Raw genomic sequence first — 19,094 nt, forward strand, 5'->3', positions numbered from 1 at the left:
ATGCAGCCTCTACGTGCGCACCCTTTATAGCATCAATCTCAAATACGATAAAGCGTTTAGTCAGCAAGTCAAGTTGTTTGTCTGAGTTAAGCAGATAATCATATTCACCTCCCTTGTAGTAAGGTTCCAGAACATTTAGGAAATTGGCTATGTCAAAGTCTTTTTCCCGAACCTGCTTTTCTTCTAATACTTTGCGGTAGTCTCTCTGTACATATTCGTAAAAACCATTAAAGGATGGATATTCATCATTGATCTTAATACGCTCTATATAACCGCTTACCGCATTAGACAAGGCTACTTCTTCTGCTCTTGTCGGTGGCTCATCATCTCGTTTCCATAAGGTTAGTATCAGGGTTTTGATACTTTCTCTCTTCTCAATATCGAATATGCCATCGTCTGTAAAGAATGGATTGAATGAAATAGGATTATCTTCGGTATAAGTGAAATAAACACCGTCTTCACCTTTGGTTTTTCCATAGATCAGCTCACATAATCCCTGATAGGAATTACCTGTGTCAACCAACAGCACATGTGCCCCCTGTTCATAGTATTGACGAACCATGTGGTTTGTAAAAAAAGATTTTCCCGAACCTGAAGGTCCCAAAATGAATTTGTTTCTGTTCGTGACGATACCTTTTTTCATAGGCAAGTCCGATATATCCAAATGGATTGGCTTTCCCGTTAACCTGTCTGCCATCTTGATACCGAACGGTGATGGTGAACTTTGGTAATTTGTTTCTTCTGTGAAGAAACACAACGCGGGTTCTATGAAGGTGTAGAAACTTTCTTCAGAAGGAAAATCCCCGGCATTGCCCGGCATTCCTGCCCAGTACAAAGTTGCTACATCAGTAGTATTGTGTCTTGGTTTGCATTCCATCAAAGCCAGAGCACTACCGGTATCATTCTTAATCTGTTTTAGTTCGATCGGATCCTCAGACCATGCCAGTACATTGAAATGTGCACGAATGGAAGACAGACCATGTGAATGAGCCTCATTGAGATAGCGTTCTATCCATTCTTTGTTAATCTGGTTGGCACGGCTATACCTTGCCAGTGAATGCATATTCCTTGCAGACTTTTCGAACTTTTGGAGGTTTGCTTCGCTGTTATCTAAGAAAAGGTATTGATTATAGATGTGATTACAACTTAACAGTAGTCCAACGGGAGAAGCGAACGACAACAAACAGTCACTTCGGTCTGTAGATAATTTTTCGTAACGCGTATCAGCAGATACTGTTCCCGGTAGATCATCCGTATCAGATAAGGTATGTAAACATAATCTTTTGTTCCCTATACGAACTTCTTCAGACCCCAAAGCAATGTCCTGTAAAGGCCTTCCCTCATCTCTTGACAAGGTGAGGTACTGTTCCAGCAATCCTTGCTTGCCACTCGTTCCGACGATATCCTCTTCGCTCAGACGTTCCAGTTTTACAAAATCGCTATCATTCACTATCCTTTCAAACTGTGCCACAGCTTCCATAAAGCGATGAATGATTTCCTTATCCCTTATTTCTTTAGGGATAAGCACACCCTTGCAAAGTGAACTAAAGTTGCTTTGCATACGCATACGTTCTTTAGTGGTCTTGGTAAGAAACAAGTAACAATAATGATTCAGAAAAGGACGCTCGTTAAAATGCTGTTGATACGATTTTGCTAAAAAGCTTTGATCTTCTTTTGCAATATCAGGAGCGTAATTTTCTTTGATATACCAATCTTGTTTGTGAACGACTGTAAAATCCGGTAAAGTTTTGATCGCCTTGTGCCATGCGGAATGTATAGCTTCGTATTCTACGGAAGCAACCGTAAACAGTTCGGGCAAATGTACCCGAAAGCAAGCCGTAATGTCTGCATCTTTAGAGATGATGCAGTTGTTTTCCACAGCCAATAATGGGAACTTGCTTTCCAACGTAGTGGCTTTTGCTACATTTCTCATAAGCCGACAGATTTAGAGGTGAATTTTAAATAGCGATGTACGGGTTTCCGGCAGATGATATAACGTGGATGCCTCTTATTGGCACCCACTTTCATTAATCCGTATTCACCATACTTCTGGTTCAGAGAGAATGTCTGCCAGACAATAAGAGAGCCTCCTCCAACTCCAATAAATAGACACACATAAGAACTTACGCCTGCCATATACAGTATCATCACCAGAACAAGCATACCCAGTAAGCCACCTGCAAAAATGAACAGATACTGTGCTTTCAATCCTTTGAACTCGACTGTACGTCCAATGCCTTTATTAATATTGTATTTACTCATAAGGCAAAGGATTAAAGGAAGAATGAACGAAGAATAGTTGCAGCAACGATCAAAAAGATACAAGCTCCAAACCATGATGCCGCAGTCTTGCTTGTATCAGGATCACCACTACTGAATTTATTGTACACTTTAACACCTCCGATTAACCCGACCACGGCACCAATGGCGTAAATAAGTTGTGTGGCGGGATCGAAATAAGAGGTTACCATTTGCGTGGCTTCGTTGATTCCCGCAGAACCGTTTCCCTGTGCAAATACCCCAAATGCTGACAGCAAAGCCGCACCTGTCAGCAGCACTTTTTTTCTTTGTTTTTTCATCTTTAAAACGAATTAATTTGTTACGATTTCCTGCACCTTGCAGGCTTTCGGAACAAATGTGCGACGTAAAACAAAGCACTCTTAAAAAGTGTCGTTCAGTGGAATAACTTGGCTTTCAAAGGCTTTTCGTATGAAAATTGAGTATAAAAAAACGCCAGCCTTTTGATGGCTGACGTTTCGTTCTTTTTACAATATTCTCACATTTTTCTACCCTTTTTCCTTTCTGAATTATAAGGAGTATTCGAGTTCTTATTTTCTTTTTTAATTTTATCTAAATTCTCTTTGATTTTTTGAGGCACATAAATGTCTTCCCATTTTCCTTTTTTTGCTGTAAAACTCATTTGCAATCCTACTTCCATTAACCCATCTTTCAGATCAAATCCGTGTTGCCTATTCCATCCGATAGGATCCAGTTTTAACTCGTTTGGAAATTCTATTACAACAAGATTTTTTGGAATTTCTGTAATATTTTCATAGTCAATTTCGCCCATTTCTCTTGTCTTAGGATTGTAGGGAATAAGATATGTTCCAGAGCTATCATTAAAATAGTCTTCTATGTGTGAAAAAGCAATTCCATTAGAGAGGAAGTCATCTTTTGGTCTAAGTTTATCCATTCTTATATCTACATAGAAAGTGTGTCCTTCAATATCAATGGTGGGCAGCATTCCTTTGTTCACACGCAGGTCATAAGCAACGGGGTCAACCATGATATCATAGTCGTTCCTTTTCTTTATGACATCTAATGATAGCTTATATTTATTCCCCATCCCAATAGGATCTAATACGGAGAATTCGGGAATAGTGACGGTTACTTCGTGATTTCCCCATCCCGATGAAAGTCTATTCTTTTCAACGTCGTAATCAAAACGATATCCATTTCCTAAATATTCCATTTCATCAAACCGAATAATATTCGTTTCATCTTCTTTTTCTCTCAGTTCTAATTTATTCACATCCACAAGAAACACTGTTCCGTGGATATCAAATTCTTTCAGTTCTTTTTCCATACCTTAACGTTTTAAAACACAAAGGAGAGTCTATACAAACTCCCCAATGTCAAAATCATTAATATTATTTTTCCGCAAATTGGAAGAACCAGAGTCCATTTCTTTACCGGGAACACCACTGTCCAACAACGCTGCAATTTTCTGTGCAGCACCCTCCATTGAGTTTTCCAGTAGACTAAAAAGATCGGTTCCCTGTATTTTCTGAACTATTCCCACCGCTGTTTCCTTCTGAGCTGTTTCCAATTTCTCTTTTTGGAGCAACATCCCCACGGTACTTAGTTCTTCAAAGGTAACCCCTGTGGCAAAACCGTTTTCTTCCTCATAAGTTCCATACCCGTTCCATTCTTCTTCCTCTTCCTCCAAATCAGGTTCGGTATTAAAAACTTCATCTAGCTCTTCCTGCGGAATTTCTTTAGCAAACCCTTTTAGGGATCTTTCTTCTTCAAAATTATCAGGTTTTTCCTCTTTATCTTCAAGTTGTCCTTTAGTGGTATTCTTTGGCGGAGAAAGGCGTTCAATCGGCTTGGGTTTTCCCATAATATCTAAAAATTCTCGCTTTTGACTAGGAATTTGCTTCTCCTGTTTTGGATTTCTTTTGATAACCACCTTGTCCTGCAACAGCAGGACAATGACAATTAATAGGGATATAAGAATTGCTGTTTCCATAGCTATAATTTAGGTTTGTCGATTGCGTTATAAATGGCTGTGAGTTCCTCTCCGAAATCCTCAAAATGGTATTTCAGCACATTGTGTAGGTAATCAGTAATAGTCAGTTTACCTCCACCCATCATAAAGACGATAAGCGATAACTTTTCGTGAAACTCTGTACTGATATAGGCTGTTTTGCTATCTCTTGCCTTAACGCCTTTCGACTGAAGAAATTCAGTTTTGTACTGATCTATTCTTAATGTTGCTTTCTTTTTTTGTTTTGTATTTTTCATAATGAAACTATTATATAATAGGTTTATATCTTTCATTGAAATAGTCGGTAATATCATCACCAAATTCCTTGAAATGATGTTCAAGAATACTATCTATATATGAATAAAGAGTAGTTTTATCTTCCCGTGTGAGTTGAACAATGCGGATTAATCTTTCATGATATTCAGGACGGATATAGACTACTTTACCGTTACGCCCTGACGGAAAGCGATTGACTAAAAAGGTTTCTTCATAATCTACTTTTTTGGTAGAAGTCGAACGAGATCGCTCACGTGGTTTGCTTTCTTTTATTTCCTCTTGTGATTTGGGAATTGGTTTGTCAGGGACAGGCTGGTCACCGCTCATGATGTTCATCAGGTATTCCTCATCAACATCCGGTTTCTCAAAGTCTTTTCGTTTGTTATCTGTTGCCATACATCATCGGTTTTACAGGTGAATAATTTTTAAAAATTCCTGCACAAAAGCATCCATGCGGGTGGTTTTCAGCAATTGCGGTTCGGCAGGGAGCAGACTGGAACGGAATACATAATTTCCTGTATCGTCTGTTTCTTTTCGGAAACGCTTGCTGTCCATAATGCGAGTTTCCATAATTGGCAATCCCAACTCCTCTATGACATTTTGATATGCGTCGTACAAACCTGTTTTTTCCCTACCATCTACTTGATTCCAAAACAACCATATTGCCAGATCTTTGTTTCCGGTTTCTGTTTCTGGTAAGTGAAGAAAGGCCTTGGTAAAGCCCAATGTACTTTCTACCACCAGTCGATCTGCCGTAATCGGTGAAAACACAAAATCCATCGTTTTTAAAGTCGATAATACTCCCTTTGTATTTGCAGTTCCAGGAAGGTCGAAAAAGATAATATCCGGCTCTACCTTCGATTTTTCTGTCTGCTCAAATGCGTTTTCCAATGCGTTTTCCGCTTTGCTCTTGACGATGGTGTAGGCCTTCTTATTGATAGTCTGAAACTGCTTCATAGCAGCTTTCTTGTGATAGTCATTTTCCATGACCGTTTTTAAATCCCTCGCACGCATATTGGTTAAACTGTGTTGCGGAAAGTCGCAATCCATTACTAGTACGTTGTAACCTAAACGGTAGTGCAGCACACTAGCCAACAGCGTAGTGATCGTTGATTTGCCTACACCTCCCTTTTGTGTGTAGAAGCTGATTTTTAAAGTTTTCTTTGTCGTTTCCATTATTTAAAAATTTATTGATGCTTTTCTTTAAATCGGTACAGGCAAACAAAAACCTTCATTTGTACCTTTCTTTGTTCTAATATTTCTTTTTTACCTTTTGCGTAATTGCTTGTCGTTTTTCCCTTTTTCATTCACATGAAACCTGATTGTAAAATTTCAATCCGTGAAGTTTTGCAGGTAGAAATATGCTTTACTTCAGTTAAACTTTCTTTTCTGCTTTTCTTATTTACCGCTTTTACGTTTTAGCGTTTTTATATTTTTAAAACTTTATGCTTTTATTTTTTACAGGATTTGCACAGATACATATCTCTTTTTTTACTTTTTTCTTTACTGTTTTTTTCAAAGCTTTCTGTAGAACCTTGAAACAAAGAAAGCGATTAATAGAGGTGGTTTTTAAAGCGTTGTACACTTTGGCTTTTAACGGAATACTTTGGCAGTATTCTATATATCAATAGTTTATAAAATCAACCTTTACTTTGCAAAGGGGGTTTTTCTGACGGTTTGATAGAATGCTATTCCATCAAGAAAGGTAAAATAAGAAGCAGCATGAAGCTGCTTTTTCCACTAAATAGAATCCGTCCCGCAGGGCGGATTTTCTATTCACCAGAATAGAGCAAGTTATGTTTTGAGGCACTCGAAACGTATTTCGTGCCCCAAAACAACTTGCCCTGCCGGGAGCCGAAAAACACCCTCCAAAGTCGGGGTTTTATAAAATTTTAAAATGGATTTGTGATGAATGAGAACAGTAACAACAAACAGAACAAAGGCGGACGTAAGCCAAAGCTAAACCCAAGCACGCACCGCCATGTTTTTCGTCTGAATGACGAAGAGAATGCGAAACTCCTGTCGCTTTTTGAAGCGTCAGGTATAAGCAACAAAGCAAAATTTATTATTTCTCTTTTACTACAACGGGAGATTAAGACGGTTAAAATTGATGTAGCTGCTATGGATTACCATGCACAACTGACCAAATTATACAGCCAGTTTAGAGCAGTTGGTATAAATTATAACCAGATAGTGAAGATACTTTATCGCAATTTTTCAGAGAAGAAAGCCGCTGCTTATCTCTTTAAATTGGAAAAGCAAACCGCAGAAATGGCGACATTATGTCAACAAGTTATCCAATTAACGCAGGAGTTTGAAACAAAATACCTATACAAAAGCGAAGAAAAATGATAGCAAAAATTGGAAAAGGTGCGAACATGATCGGAGCAATTTCTTACAATCTGCTTAAAGTGCACGAGGAAAATGGACATGTTTTGCTCACGAATAAGATACCCGAAGTGCTGAACGACAACTACACTACCGCTTTTCTCAACCGCTATTTCGAGCCTTATTTGCTGGCAAATAACAAAACAGAAAAGCCTGTTCGTCACATTTCGCTGAATCCTGACCCTGCGGATAAGGTTAGTGATGAGCAGTTCAGAAATATAGCGGAGCAATACATGCAAGAAATGGGTTATGGCAATCAGCCGTATGTGGTATTCAAGCATACCGATATTGAACGCACCCATATACATATCGTAACCACCTGCGTGCAACTCAACGGTGCAAAAATACCGGACAGTTATGATCATCCACGTTCAATGGCTGTATGCAGGAAATTGGAACAGCAATATGATTTGAAGCCCGCTACAGAGCAATACCAGTCAAATAGTGACCGAATTTTTAAATCCGTGGATTATACCAAAGGAGATATAAAAAGCCAAATAGCATCCGTTACCCGCCACTTGCCCAAATATTATCAGTACCAAAGTCTAGGAGCTTACAACGCTTTACTTTCTCTTTTTAATATAACTTCCGAAGAAGTTAAAGGTGAATTACACGGTCAACCAAAACAGGGTTTAGTGTATTTTGCTTTAAATGAGTATGGACAAAAGGCAAGTAATCCGTTCAAGTCTTCACTGTTTGGCAAAGAAGCAGGAATGACCCAGCTTGAAAAACACTTTGAAAAATCAAAGGAAAATATGAAAACCAACCCTGCAAAAGAGGTGCTTAAAAATACTATTGAAGCTGGTATGCATACATCCAATAATGAAACAGATTTTAAGAAGCAGCTATTGGAGCAGGGCATTAATACCGTTGTCCGCAGGAATGATGAAGGTCGTATTTATGGAATGACTTTTATAGACCACGAAAGCCGTACCGTATGGAACGGCTCGCAATTGGGTAAAAATCTATCTGCTAATGTATTTAATAAATGGTGGGATGAACAGGCAATAGAAAATAGGAAGCAAACCACAAATGACAATACAACACATTCAAGCCGCTCATCCCAGAATAATACTAAGGAAGAGTCCGAAACACCACACGAGCTTTTTGATTTTCTGAACAAGGAACAACCTGCCTATAATGAGCCTGATCTGATAGAGGGGTTGGGCAGTCTGCTTCCCGATGTACAGGACGAAGATTACGAGGAACAAGAATTTGCCAATAGAATGAAGAAGAAAAGGAAACGAAAAAGAGGTAAATAGAAACATCAAACCAAACAATGCCACCGAACGCCATCGGTTACCGTTTATCCAAAACCAACCCGAACAGACTCTAAATTCACTCTCTGTCATTTTAATCATTACAAATTATGCAAGGAGAAGACGATTTAAGAGGTTTAGCCAAGATTATGGCTTTCATGCGTGCGGTCAGTATCATCATTGTACTGATGCACTTTTACTGGTTCTGCTTTGGTTTCTTTTTGGAGCGTGGCTGGACATTAGAAATAATAGGCAAAATATTAGCCAACTTTAACCGAACGGCGGGGCTTTTTGCTCACAACCTTTACACCAAAATTTTCGCATTGGTATTGCTGGCATTAAGCTGTCTTGGAACCAAAGGTGTAAAGAACGAAAAAATAACATGGACAAAAATAAACACCGCCTTGGTAATTGGTTTTATTCTGTTTTTTCTCAATACACCTTTACTAAAACTGTCTCCCTTTATAGGTACATCTCTCTACATTTTTACTACAGCATTAGGTTACATTTCTTTGATGAAGGCGGGTGTCTGGATTACCAGATTGCTCCGCACGAATTTAATGGATGATGTATTTAATAATGAGAATGAGAGTTTTCAGCAAGAAACCAAACTGATGAAAAACGAATATTCTGTAAACTTACCTACTAAATTTTATTACAAGGGAAAGTGGAATGAAGGCTGGATTAACGTAGTGAATCCTTTCAGGGCAACAATTGTATTAGGCACGCCAGGTTCAGGCAAATCATACGCAGTTGTAAATAATTATATTAGACAGCATATAGAAAAAGGGTTTTCAATGTATATCTATGATTTTAAATTTGACGACCTTTCTACTATTGCATATAACCATTTACTAAAACACCGAGATAAATACAAGGTACAGCCTCAATTTTATGTTATTAATTTTGATGATCCTCGTAAAAGTCATCGTTGCAATCCACTTAACCCGGTTTTTATGACGGATATCTCTGATGCTTATGAAGCTGCTTACACGATTATGTTGAATCTTAATAGAAGCTGGATCCAGAAGCAAGGGGATTTTTTCGTTGAATCACCAATTATTTTGCTGGCAGCAATCATCTGGTTTCTGAAAATCTATGACAGCGGCAAATACTGCACTTTTCCACACGCTATTGAATTACTGAATAAAAAATACTCTGATGTATTCACTATTCTGACGTCTTATCCTGATTTGGAAAATTATTTATCGCCCTTTATGGATGCTTGGCAGGGCGGAGCACAAGACCAACTGCAAGGACAGATTGCTTCTGCTAAAATCCCATTATCAAGAATGATTTCTCCACAATTATATTGGGTAATGACCGGTGACGACTTTTCTCTGGATATCAACAATCCGAAGGAGCCTAAGATTTTATGTGTAGGTAATAATCCAGACCGTCAAAATATTTACTCAGCGGCATTGGGTTTATATAATTCAAGAATTGTGAAACTCATTAATAAAAAAGGACAGTTAAAGAGTTCTGTCATCATCGATGAGTTACCGACAATTTATTTTCGAGGATTGGATAACCTGATTGCAACGGCCAGAAGTAATAAAGTGGCAGTATGTTTAGGCTTTCAAGACTATTCTCAATTAATCCGTGATTATGGAGATAAAGAAGCTAAAGTAATTCAGAACACTGTCGGTAACATTTTTAGTGGTCAGGTAGTGGGAGAAACTGCTAAAAATCTTTCGGAACGTTTCGGGAAAGTGTTGCAAAAACGTCAAAGCTTGACAATTAACAGGAATGATAAATCTACTTCAATATCCACACAGTTAGATAGCTTAATACCTGCATCTAAGATTTCTACACTTACACAAGGAATGTTCGTGGGAGCTGTTTCCGACAATTTTGACGAACGTATTGAACAGAAGATTTTTCATTCTGAAATTGTAGTAGATAACGACAAAGTTGCTGCCGAAACCAAAGCTTTTAAAAAAATACCAGAGATTTTATCTTTTAACGATTCACATGGAGCTGATAATATGAAAGAACAAATTGAAGCTAATTACAAGCAGGTAAAGAAAGATGTTATAGGTATTATTGCAAATGAAATAGATCGAATCAAGAATGATTCTAATTTAACGCACTTACTTAAAGACCTATAGATAAACTACACTTCTCTTAGTAGTGTTAATGCTCACTAAGCTTTTTTTCAACCTTTTAATAATACTGAATAAATAATTATTAGAATCATTGATGCACTATTCTGTTTAGAACAAGCTACAGTAAATAGAGGTATTTACTGTAGCTTTTAAATTTTTATTATATGACTTTGTTCTTTCCCTTTTTAATAGAAAACGGTTTGACATTAGACGAATCTATTTCTTTTGTGATTCCTCATTTTTATGACTGATGGAAATACAAAATCTGTAAAAAATAGAAACTTTTTTATACTGAACACAAAAGAGGTATATTTTAAAATATTTAACAACTTCAATCAGGCAAAAAATTACGATACACAAAGTGATTATTTATAATCCCCTCTTAGATTTCTCGAATTAAAAACAGGGAATAAATCCTCCTTTCCGAGGTATAGTTTAATTTTATTTAAGCTAGCAGCAAGTTCGTCCTTCTGAATGGGTTTCATTAAGTATTCTATACTTACACTATTATTACTAAATGCTCTAAAAGTATATTCATCATAGGCAGTTGTAAATATTATCGGGCATTTAATAATTGACTGATCGAATATGGAAAAACTAACCCCATCAGCCAAACATATATCCATTGTAATTAAATCTGGTGAATTGTTTAAATTTAACCAGGAAACTGCATCCTTAACTGTATCAATTATTTGCAAAATTTCACAGTTAGGTTCCAATTCTTCTAACAATCTTTTTAGGCGACGAGCATTTAAGTCTTCATCTTCTATAATTAAAATTCTCATACTGTTTATAGATAGTGGTGATTAATTAAGTGAAAATTCTATTGGTATTATTGAAAATTAAATAGGACCTATTAAAAATGATTCTGACTTAAAGACATTGCATACAAGACCCTATACACATTTGATCACTAGAAATACTTACATTAATTTGGTGTCATACGTACATGCTAATAACAATTGAACATCTTTGTCGATTTCAATCCCATTAACTTCGCTATATCAGCGTGAATTGTGTGTTGCTTATTCCGCTTTTAATTTATCCACAATGGTTTTGATTTCAGGTATAGCTTCATCCACACCTATATAACCAACGTTTTTGTAACGTATAAAACCATTCTTGTCAATAAAGAATTTAGCAGGAAGTCCAGAAATTTTATAGGCAGCTGAAACAGGGCTTTTTCCAAGAACCTCGTCCTTTAAATCCATGTAAACATCAAATCGGTTTCCCCTTGCAATTAGCATCTTTTTAGCATCATCAGCAGCATTTGGGCTTTTTTCTTGGGTATGAATAAACATAAAAACAACGCTATCATCGTTTTTGTAGTAATCTACGGCCTTCTGCATACCCGGGAAAGAGGCTATGCAAGGCTGGCACCAAGTAGCCCAAAAGTCTAAGATAACGATTTTACCCTTTAGACTTTTTAACGAAACGCTTTTTCCGTTTAAATCTTTAAGTTCAAAATCTGGAGCCAATTGGTTAGTCTCCATTTTTGCTATTTTTGTCAATGTGCTATTATGGTCCACAGTTTCCATAGAATCGAGCAGAAATTCATAGCGTATCTCGTCACCATATTTATTTTGAAATAACTTTCTTGAAGCATCTTTGAATCTATCACTTCTATTTGCCGAAATTTTCAGTAATCTATTAACTTCATTGAAAGCATCCAGCTGTTTATCAGCTTCGATCAGTGCGAAAGGATAAATTTCAGCATCTGCACTTAAAAAATCAGACTTGTCTTCATTATTAGGCTTTAGATACTCCAATGCAGCTTTAAACTCCTTACGTTTATAGAGAATCAAACCGTAGTGAAAGTTGTTTGATCCAGTTTGACCCAAAAAAGGCTTTACAAGTTCTTCAGCATCATTCAGCATCCCAGCTTCGATAAGAGCTCGAGTAACTGTAGATAAACTGCTTGTCTTCCAACTTTTATTATTAATCTTATTCATCCAGTAGTTTGCCTTCTGAGCATCTCCTGCGTGGGCATAAGCTTTAGCGGCTATGTATCGGCCAGCATCTAATATCATGGCATCTCTTGGTTCCGATGCAGACTGCTTTTCCATTTGAACAAGCATTTTTTCAATGCTAATTGGATCTGTTTCAGATTTTATTGCATTATAGAGGTAAGTAGTTGACTGTTCCTCAACAACAATTTGCCCAATTGCTTTTATTGGAGTAGCCATTACTACTAAAAGCAAAATTGTCACGATAATCATACATTTTTTTTCCATTTTCTTTTAATTAGGTTATCTATAGTAATAGACCACTAAAAACACAATTTGGGGGGGCAACTATCATTTTATTAATATCCTTCTATTAGCCTTATTAATTTTTTCTGTATTCATTTGGTGTCATACCTACTTGTTTTTTGAAGAATTTACCAAATGATGTGGCATCAGCATAGTTAAAATGTTCTGCCAATTCTTTAATGGTAATTTTTGAAGATTTAATAAGAGCCTTTGCTTCCGCTATAATATATTCAAAGACCCATTCGTTGACCGTCTTTCCTGTCTGTTGTTTTATGATCGTCGATAAGTATTTGGTCGATAATAATAGCTTTTCGGCATAGAACAATGTGTCTTTTTCATTCTTGTAGTGTTTAAATAAGAGCTGATAGAACTCCCAAACTAGTTTTTCCTTTTTTGTCAGGCCTTCGGTATTTAAATATGTATGGTTTTTTTCAATCAGCGCAAACTCGTACATGCCTGACAATAATGAATGCTGTATGATCTGTCTTCTGAACAAATTATCTTTCCGATTATATTTTTCAAGCAGATTATCATAAAGCTTTAATAATATATTATATTCTTCAATATCGGCTTTAAAATAAGACGTCTGTCTTGCATCGGGATAGAGATATGAAGCATCGAAAGCAGCGACGAACTCAAGAGATATTGACATATATTTCATCATAAAATCACTGCTTATTTCTTCTGGCACATATTGGATGATAGTGCCGGGAGAGAGTGCTATGACGTCTCTTTCAGATAGCGGAACAGATTTTAAGTTGACTTTCATATTACCGTTCCCTTTTATACATATACCAACAAGTAAGGAATTAATCTTTACCGGATGTTCGAGCGTTATTCCAATAATATCTTCACTTGTATCTGATATCGCAAAATCGTTCCTCAGATTATCATCCGCCAAATTCAGGTGTGAAACTTCCAAGGTGTAAATAGTTTTTTGTTTCATCATCACATTATCTTTTAAGACAAATAAACCATTTTTTTCAATTTATCCGTCTATTATTCCAAAAATAGTACCATCTGACTATAAATTAGGAATGTGTGACCTTTTTAATATATGCTGTAGAACGGAACTTTGCAATGTTAAAATATTGAATTAATCGGTATGAAAATTAGAAACTATTTAGCAATCGCCTCTTTTATCCTTTTTCTCATTACAAGCTGTAAGAACAAAGAAAAGGAAATCCAAAATGAACAGCAGATTCCAGTAAAGGCAGTATTGATTGCACTGAATGATATTGACGGACAGAGAAAGTATATCGGTTCCGTCGAAGAGTCTGCGCAGACCCAGCTAAGTTTTCAGGTTGCTGGAAATGTAAAGCAGATACTTGTTTCCGAAGGAAGTAAGGTCAATGCAGGTCAACTCTTAGCAACTTTGGATAAAGGCCGTTACCAAAAGGCTTATGAGGTAGCAAAGTCCCAGAAAAAGCAAGCTAAGGATGCCTATCAGAGACTTAAGATTATTTATGATAACAAGAGTTTACCTGAGATCAAGATTATTGAAGCTCAATCTATTCTTGAACAGGCAGAAGCTGCAGAGTCTCTTGCTCTAAAGGATGTAGAAGACTGTAACCTCTATGCCCCTTACAGTGGAGTAATCGGGACCAAGGGTATTGATCTGGGTGCAAATGTAGCTGCTGGTATGCCGGTTTTTACAGTACTTAAAGTAGAAAAAATACGGGTTAAAGTTTCTGTTCCCGAGAATGATATAAAAGAGTTGAAAATCGGTGATGATGCAAATATCTACTTAAAGACACTGGATAAGACTTATACCGGAAAAATTATCGAGAAGGGAGTTGTGGCCAATCCATATTCCAGAGCATATACGGTTAAGGTAGATATTCTAAATGGCAGCGACGAACTGCTTCCGGGGATGGACTGTAACATTACATTTAAATCGGATAACTTGACAGGCTATTCACTTCCAATTTCTGTAATTCAAATTTCTGCAAGGAATGAACGGTATGTGTGGAAGGTCAGTAAAGACAATACTGTGTCAAAACAAACAGTGAAAATAGGAGAACTGACTTCAGATGGCGTGGTTGTCTTAGAAGGTATTGGAGAAGGAGACCGGATTGTTACCGAAGGTTTTCAAAAAATCTTTGAAGGATCTAAAGTTATCGTTAACTAAAAACTTGAACTATAAGAAATGGCAAATAATATTAAAGCAGTAGCATGGGCTATGCGTTACCATAAAGTTGTCTTTTTAGTAACGGCGTTACTTCTACTAGCGGGAATTGGTGGGCTTCTCTATATGCCCAAACAGGAATATCCAACTGTAAATATAAATCAGGGGATTATTGCGGGAATATACCCCGGAGCTAATTCAGAACAGGTCGCAAAACAACTGACCAAACCTTTGGAAGAACATCTTTTCAAATATAAAGAAGTAAAAAGAAAGGCTACCTATTCACAGTCTAAAGACGGTATTGTTTACGTTTACATTACCTTGAATGATTATGTAAAAAACAAGGATGAGGTATGGGCAAAAATAAGACACGGCTTAAATGAACTTAAACAGGAACTGCCTCCCGAGGTATTGGCGCTGGTAGTAGATTCAGAGTTCGGTGAAACTTCAGCTTTACTGTTTTCAGTCGAGTCCGAAAGTAAAACTTACCGACAGCTTGAAGGCTATTTGGAGAAAATAGAATCGAGACTAAGACAGGTACCCGAAGTTTCAAAGTTGACAAAATCAGGAGAGCAGAAAGAAAGGATAGCCATCTATCTAGATAAAGGAAAAATGGCAAAAAATGGCATTCAGGTTCAGGAAATCGGAGAAGTACTCTATACACAAGGACTGAAAGGGTATGCAGGTGATATAGATAACGGAGATATGTCAGTCCCAATCTATCTAAATACTGCGAATCAGACCGAACAGAACATTGCCAATCAAATTATCAGGGGTGATGGACAAACGGATATACTTCGGTTAAAGGATGTAGCGAATATTGTGAGAGAATATCCTACACCAGATAATTTTATCAAGAATAACGGAAAAAAGTGCTTGTTGATGTCTGTCGAAATGCAGACAGGGAATGATATTACCCGTTTCGGAAAGGAATTAAACTCCATCCTTTTAGAGGAAGGAGCCAAACTTCCTTCCGATGTTAAAATCAGTACCATTGTCGATCAATCAAAAGTTGTACAAAAATCAGTCGATGAGTTTCTGATCGAGATGCTTATAGCCATAATCTCGGTTGTACTTGTTACTGTATTTTTTATGCCCGTACGTGTTGCAGCAGTAGCAGCTACTTCTATTCCCATTACGATTTTTATCTCATTGGGAATTATGTATGCAGCAGGTTTCGAATTAAATGTTGTTACGTTTGCAGCACTCATAGTTGTACTCGGTCTTATCGTAGATGACTGTATCGTTATAGTAGATAGCTACATTGAGCATCTTGATGAGGGCATGTCCCGCTGGCATGCATCAATTGCAGGTGCGGGAGAGTATTTCAAATCTCTGGTTTCTGCAACACTTATCATTAGCGTTACGTTCTTCCCCTTTCTTATCACACTGAAAGGACCGAATAAAGACTTTATGTTTTCTTACCCGTGGACGCTTACAATCACACTCTTTGTTTCTCTTGCAGTAGCCTTGTTTATCATTCCTTTTATGCAGTATATCCTGATAAAAAAAGGTTTGCATAAAGATAAGGAAGACACCAAGAAAAGTTTTCTTGACCGAATTCAGTCAGGTTATGATAAGCTTCTTCCGGTATTCTTTAAACGTCCGGTATTAACCCTATCTATCTTAATTACTTCTGTGGTGTTGGCTATGTTAATGCTGGGAAATGCCAAGATGAGAATGATGCCTATTGCTGAACGTGATCTATTTGCAGTAGAAATTTATCTTCCACAGGGCAATTCTTTGGTTCAAACCGAAAAAGTGGCTGACAGTCTGGAAAAAGTCTTGAAAAAAGATGATAGGGTACTATCCATTACTTCTTTTATCGGAGCAAGCTCCCCTCGTTTCCATTCAGGTTATTCACCCAATATGCCTTCGAAAAACTACGCTCAATTTATTGTTAACACCAAATCAAATAAAGCTACAGAAGAAATACTGAATGAATATGCAGACAAATATGCCTTTCATTTCCCGAGAGCTTATGTTTTCTTTAAGCAGCTAGATAATGAGGTAGTACGCTATCCTATAGAAGTAAGATTGACAGGTGCCGATGAAACCACATTGAAATCCATGTCTAAAGAGCTGATCCGTGATTTATCTAAAATGGATGAATTCCTTTGGGTACATAACGATGCAGAAAATCCATCGTCGTCGGTACAGATAAATATAGACCAACAACTTGCTAATCGTCAGGGAATCTCTAACAATTCTGTGGCACAGGAACTTGGTGTGATTAATAAAGGCTTTGATATAACAAATGTTTGGGAGGATGACTACAAGATGAATATCACGTTGAGAGGTGAAGTAGACAGCCTAAGGCAACTTAATCGTTTAGGTGATATATATGTGCCAAACATGGCTGGTGTATCTGTACCGTTGAATCAAGTTGCCGAAGTTTCGCCTGCTTGGAGAGATGGACAGATAAACACACGCAATGGCATTTATACGATGTCTGTACTTGCCGATCTTAAGCGAAATGTAAATCCAAATGATATATTTCCTAAGGTAAGTACCTTGGTAGATTCCCTTCTTAAAAAAGATGACTATAAGAATGTTGAAGTTAAATATGGTGGTGTTTCAGAATCAAATGAAGAGTCAGTTCCGCAAACGCTTATTGCTCTGTTGATAGCCATATTCATCATCTATTTTGTACTTGTTTTTCACTACAAGAAAATCAGTCTGGCCAACCTGACGCTGGCATCAACCGTACTCTGTTTTTTCGGTGCCGCATTTGGAATATGGGTAACCGGATTTGAATTCGGAATGACTTCAGTTCTGGGATTCGTATGTCTAATCGGTATTGTAATGAGGAATGGTATTATCCTTTTTGACTATGCTGATAAGCTTAGAAAAAACGAGAAAATGACAGTAAAAGAAGCTGCATTGGAAGCTGGAAAAAGAAGGATGAGGCCAATTGTATTGACTTCGGTAGCCGCTTCAGTTGGTGTAATTACGATGTTGGTTGTTGGAAGCCCTCTCTGGGGACCAATGGCAGCTATCATCTGTTTCGGAGCACTATTCTCCATGGTCTTTATATTAACAATCCTGCCTGTTTCTTATTGGCTCGTTTACAGAAAACAGGATACTAAAATCGTAAAATAATGAAATCTCTTCACTATATATTTTTTGCCCTTCTTTTTTTGGCTACAAGTGCTGCTTCAGCACAGACTACATATACGCTGGAACAGTGCAAAGAACTCACGTTAAAGAATAACAATGCGCTAAAAGCTGATCGTTTGTCTATGGAGGAAGCATCTTTAACTAAAAAGGAAGCTTTTACCAATTATTTTCCAAAAGTAAGTGCCTTCGGATTAGGTTATCATCTTAAAGAAGGAATGATTGGCAAAGAATCCGCAGAAATGATAAACATGCTTGGTTCAAGTTTTCCGGGAATGCCCAATGTAAGGGACAGGAAAAATGGCTATATGCTAGGTATATCTTTAGAACAGCCCGTTTTTACAGGAGGACAGATTTATTATGGAAATAAATTAGCAGAGTTAGGCGAAGATGTCAGTAAATATCAGACTCAGGAAGCTGAAAAGAATTTACTAGTAAACGTAGAACAATACTATTGGACATTAGTATCCCTATATGAGAAACGCAAAACTATTGATGTAATGAAAAATCTAGCTGATAATCTTTTCAGCGACGTTAAAGTTGCTGTAGATGCAGGCGTTACAAATAGAAACGATTTATTGCAGGTACAGTTGAAACAGAACGAGATAAAGACAGCTAGTGTAGAACTAGAAAACGGTATCAGTTTATTAAAAATTCAGCTTGCACAGTTAATGAATGTAGATGGTGGTCAATTCGAAATAGAAACCAAGGATCAAGAGTATATTTCCAATCCCGTTACTCTCCTTGTGGATCATAACCAGGCCGTAACAAATACGAATATGCACAAGCTCCTAAGTAAAAACATTGAAGCTAAACAACTGGAAAAGAAAATAGAACGTGGTAAATTGCTTCCATACTTTGGTGTTGGAGCTGGATATTACCAATACAATGATATTTTTAAAAATAGAAATCCGTCTACTATGGTTCATGCAACTTTAACCCTTCCCATTTCAGACTGGTGGGGCGGTTCTTACAATCTCCGTAAAAAGCAAACTCAGATAGACAGGGCAGAATACGAGAAAAAAGATACTGATCAAAAGCTATTTGTGATGTTCCAAAGTTATTGGAACAAATTAAATGAAAATTACAATAAGTTACTATTGGCCAAACAGGCCATTGAGACAGCTGAGGAAAATGTGCGAATAAATAAAGACCAATATCAGAATGGGCTAAGCATATTAAGCGATCTTATTGATGCCCAGTCACTATTACAACAGAGCAGAGATCAGTACACAGAAGCATACACGGGATTTCTAGTTGCTAGATACCTCTATCTTAGAGAAACCGGAAGATAAA

General features: G+C 37.2%; 17 protein-coding genes. 6 read left to right on the forward strand and 11 right to left on the reverse strand.

Going from position 1 to position 19,094, the window contains the following annotated elements:
- The 8 genes from B4Z90_RS03920 to B4Z90_RS03955 all read right to left on the reverse strand — a co-directional run.
- On the reverse strand, positions 1 to 1,933 hold a 1,933-nt coding region (locus tag B4Z90_RS03920), incomplete at its 3' end, for a TraG family conjugative transposon ATPase (RefSeq protein WP_286801445.1).
- Positions 1,930 to 2,262, reverse strand: a complete 333-nt coding sequence (locus tag B4Z90_RS03925; protein WP_058699758.1) for a DUF4133 domain-containing protein — start codon at positions 2,260 to 2,262, stop codon at positions 1,930 to 1,932. The genes B4Z90_RS03925 and B4Z90_RS03920, both read right to left, overlap by 4 nt.
- Before the next feature lie 11 nt (positions 2,263 to 2,273).
- Positions 2,274 to 2,579, reverse strand: a complete 306-nt coding sequence (locus B4Z90_RS03930; protein ID WP_058699759.1) for a DUF4134 domain-containing protein — start codon at positions 2,577 to 2,579, stop codon at positions 2,274 to 2,276.
- Between the two features lie 197 nt (positions 2,580 to 2,776).
- Positions 2,777 to 3,586 carry a hypothetical protein gene (locus tag B4Z90_RS03935; RefSeq protein WP_058699760.1) on the reverse strand — a complete coding sequence of 270 codons (810 nt, stop codon included), beginning with the start codon at positions 3,584 to 3,586 and terminating at the stop codon, positions 2,777 to 2,779.
- 30 nt (positions 3,587 to 3,616) lie between these two features.
- Complete coding sequence (locus B4Z90_RS03940) at positions 3,617 to 4,252, reverse strand: hypothetical protein (RefSeq protein WP_058699761.1); 636 nt, start codon at positions 4,250 to 4,252, stop codon at positions 3,617 to 3,619.
- 2 nt (positions 4,253 to 4,254) lie between these two features.
- Positions 4,255 to 4,527: a DUF3408 domain-containing protein gene (locus B4Z90_RS03945; protein ID WP_176221477.1), complete on the reverse strand. Its 273-nt coding sequence runs from the start codon at positions 4,525 to 4,527 to the stop codon at positions 4,255 to 4,257.
- Between the two features lie 10 nt (positions 4,528 to 4,537).
- Positions 4,538 to 4,942 carry a DUF3408 domain-containing protein gene (locus B4Z90_RS03950; protein ID WP_058699762.1) on the reverse strand — a complete coding sequence of 135 codons (405 nt, stop codon included), beginning with the start codon at positions 4,940 to 4,942 and terminating at the stop codon, positions 4,538 to 4,540.
- Positions 4,943 to 4,954: 12 nt separating this feature from the next.
- On the reverse strand, positions 4,955 to 5,722 hold the full coding sequence (locus B4Z90_RS03955) for a ParA family protein (RefSeq protein WP_058699763.1): 768 nt from the start codon (positions 5,720 to 5,722) through the stop codon (positions 4,955 to 4,957).
- Between the two features lie 732 nt (positions 5,723 to 6,454).
- Between B4Z90_RS03955 and mobA the strand changes: the two genes are divergently transcribed.
- The 3 genes from mobA to mobC all read left to right on the forward strand — a co-directional run bounded on the left by mobA (position 6,455) and on the right by mobC (position 10,304).
- The gene (gene mobA, locus B4Z90_RS03960) at positions 6,455 to 6,898 is read left to right on the forward strand and encodes a conjugal transfer protein MobA (protein ID WP_058699764.1); all 444 of its coding nucleotides are present in this window, start codon (positions 6,455 to 6,457) and stop codon (positions 6,896 to 6,898) included.
- Entirely contained in the window at positions 6,895 to 8,196 is a 1,302-nt protein-coding gene (mobB, locus tag B4Z90_RS03965) for a conjugal transfer protein MobB (protein ID WP_058699765.1), read from the forward strand. The genes mobA and mobB overlap by 4 nt, the downstream gene beginning before the upstream one ends.
- A 104-nt stretch (positions 8,197 to 8,300) precedes the next feature.
- Complete coding sequence (mobC, locus tag B4Z90_RS03970; RefSeq protein WP_200811747.1) at positions 8,301 to 10,304, forward strand: conjugal transfer protein MobC; 2,004 nt, start codon at positions 8,301 to 8,303, stop codon at positions 10,302 to 10,304.
- 362 nt (positions 10,305 to 10,666) lie between these two features.
- Here mobC and B4Z90_RS03975 read toward each other — a convergent pair whose 3' ends face one another.
- The 3 genes from B4Z90_RS03975 to B4Z90_RS03985 form a co-directional block, all read right to left on the reverse strand.
- Positions 10,667 to 11,086 carry a LytR/AlgR family response regulator transcription factor gene (locus tag B4Z90_RS03975; protein WP_058699767.1) on the reverse strand — a complete coding sequence of 140 codons (420 nt, stop codon included), beginning with the start codon at positions 11,084 to 11,086 and terminating at the stop codon, positions 10,667 to 10,669.
- Between the two features lie 240 nt (positions 11,087 to 11,326).
- Positions 11,327 to 12,535 carry a TlpA family protein disulfide reductase gene (locus B4Z90_RS03980; protein WP_058699768.1) on the reverse strand — a complete coding sequence of 403 codons (1,209 nt, stop codon included), beginning with the start codon at positions 12,533 to 12,535 and terminating at the stop codon, positions 11,327 to 11,329.
- Positions 12,536 to 12,629: 94 nt separating this feature from the next.
- Positions 12,630 to 13,502: a helix-turn-helix domain-containing protein gene (locus B4Z90_RS03985; RefSeq protein ID WP_058699769.1), complete on the reverse strand. Its 873-nt coding sequence runs from the start codon at positions 13,500 to 13,502 to the stop codon at positions 12,630 to 12,632.
- A 156-nt stretch (positions 13,503 to 13,658) separates the two neighbouring features.
- On the opposite strand from B4Z90_RS03985, the gene B4Z90_RS03990 reads away from it, so the two are divergent.
- The 3 genes from B4Z90_RS03990 to B4Z90_RS04000 are packed head-to-tail and all read left to right on the forward strand — an operon-like array spanning position 13,659 to position 19,093.
- On the forward strand, positions 13,659 to 14,684 hold the full coding sequence (locus B4Z90_RS03990) for an efflux RND transporter periplasmic adaptor subunit (RefSeq protein WP_058699770.1): 1,026 nt from the start codon (positions 13,659 to 13,661) through the stop codon (positions 14,682 to 14,684).
- An 18-nt stretch (positions 14,685 to 14,702) separates the two neighbouring features.
- Positions 14,703 to 17,783 (forward strand): efflux RND transporter permease subunit, encoded by a 3,081-nt coding sequence (locus tag B4Z90_RS03995; protein WP_058699771.1) that lies wholly within the window; start codon positions 14,703 to 14,705, stop codon positions 17,781 to 17,783.
- Positions 17,783 to 19,093, forward strand: a complete 1,311-nt coding sequence (locus B4Z90_RS04000; protein ID WP_058699772.1) for a TolC family protein — start codon at positions 17,783 to 17,785, stop codon at positions 19,091 to 19,093. The genes B4Z90_RS03995 and B4Z90_RS04000 overlap by 1 nt, the downstream gene beginning before the upstream one ends.
- Position 19,094 lies beyond the last annotated feature (1 nt).

The organism is Sphingobacterium sp. UBA5639 (assembly GCF_002421245.1).
Lineage (GTDB): Bacteria > Bacteroidota > Bacteroidia > Sphingobacteriales > Sphingobacteriaceae > Sphingobacterium > Sphingobacterium multivorum.